This is a genomic window from Pseudoalteromonas sp. MIP2626, assembly GCF_013414205.1.
GTDB lineage: Bacteria > Pseudomonadota > Gammaproteobacteria > Enterobacterales > Alteromonadaceae > Pseudoalteromonas > Pseudoalteromonas nigrifaciens.
On the sequence record NZ_JAATTW010000112.1, the window covers coordinates 1 to 1,396 of the forward strand.

At 36.7% G+C, this 1,396-nt stretch carries 1 protein-coding gene and 1 pseudogene; one reads left to right on the forward strand and one right to left on the reverse strand.

What is annotated here, in order from left to right:
* A pseudogene (locus HC000_RS18230) lies at positions 1-387 on the forward strand (IS110 family transposase); the annotation flags it as partial.
* Between the two features lie 47 nt (positions 388-434).
* On the opposite strand, the gene HC000_RS18650 reads toward HC000_RS18230, so the two are convergent.
* Complete coding sequence (locus HC000_RS18650; protein WP_346010180.1) at positions 435-719, reverse strand: hypothetical protein; 285 nt, start codon at positions 717-719, stop codon at positions 435-437.
* Positions 720-1,396 lie beyond the last annotated feature (677 nt).

A 1,396-nucleotide genomic window follows, 5' to 3' on the forward strand; every position in this document is an offset into this window, starting at 1 on the left:
AGGGCTAACTATTCCGATTCATCCCATCGACACCGCTTCGCGTCGATCAATGGGTTTTCTCGGAAAATTTCGATAAAATACTCTATGAATACGCCAAGTGAAAACTTTAAGGGGCTCTGTATAATTTCTAAATTTTTAAGGCAAACATTTGTAGAATGGGCAGGATTATCTGTGCGTTATTCATTTTGGGAAAAAGCATATTATCGGCAGCAAGAAGCCAAAGGAAAACCCCATAATACCATCATCAGATCATTAGCATTTAAGTGGATAAGAATACTATTTAAGTGCTGGAAAACACATACGCCCTACGATGAATCAACTTACTTAATCGCATTGAAAAGTAAGGGATCACCGCTGTTAAAATTTGCGGTGGAAAGTGAGCTTTAGTGCTTGCTGTCCACCTCAGGGCGTGTTGTTAGCAGTAATTTGCTAGATTAAGACTCTTCAACACACTTAAACCGAATTTCAGTTTTAGGAAAATTACCAAATATAAATGGCGGTTTTGCATCAATAGTCTCTAGAATCTTAACCATTTTTTGTGATTTTTGACATTGTGTATATGCTTCTCTCATAGCTTCTGCTTTTAGCGTACCCATCCCCGTAAAACCTGTAGCAGCTTGACGAGAAACCATATAAGTTTCACCGCCCATTGGAATGATGCCTGAGTTTTGAGCGCAACCAGCTAAAACAATAACTAGAGATATAATTGAATACTTCACAAGATGTAAACTCCTTTTACTGCTAACGAGGCTGTAGAATAACTCCAACAGCCAAAATCAATTTAAAAACGAGCTCCTACAATTAATTCTAAGCGTTTTTAGAGCATTAGGTAATGCATTTGGAACCCATAAAACAGGCTGTTTTTCTTAAAAAAGAGTAATTCTATAGCCTCAACGCCACTTTAAGTGGCAAATGATAGTTGGTTAAAATAGGCGACGAAGGAGCAAAAACCAACTGTTATTTGTCCAGCTTTAAAGCCTTGTTAGTTGTTTGTAACTGTAATTGCCCAAACAACCAATTTTTAAAATATTCATAGTTTTACGGAAGAATCAAAAAATACCCCGCCGCAATATTGCCCATTACCGTGACTTTGAGCCGATAACATTTTGGCTAATTATTTACGCAAAAAAAACTCAGGCGAAAACTGTTTAGCAAAAAACTGACACTAATTTATTGCCAATAAAATCACCACAAAAAAGAATGGCAATAAATACAAAATTATTAAATGAAGCGCCACAGTTTCAATATAAATAAAGCAAAACTTATTGCGGCAACTAACGCTCCGCTAAACCGCGCCGCTTTTTGGCGTCGGATTTGAGCGGCTTATAGTTACTCCGTTCCATTAATTAATGTATTTACCTATCTCATTAATACATGGAATATGCTTCTGTTGATC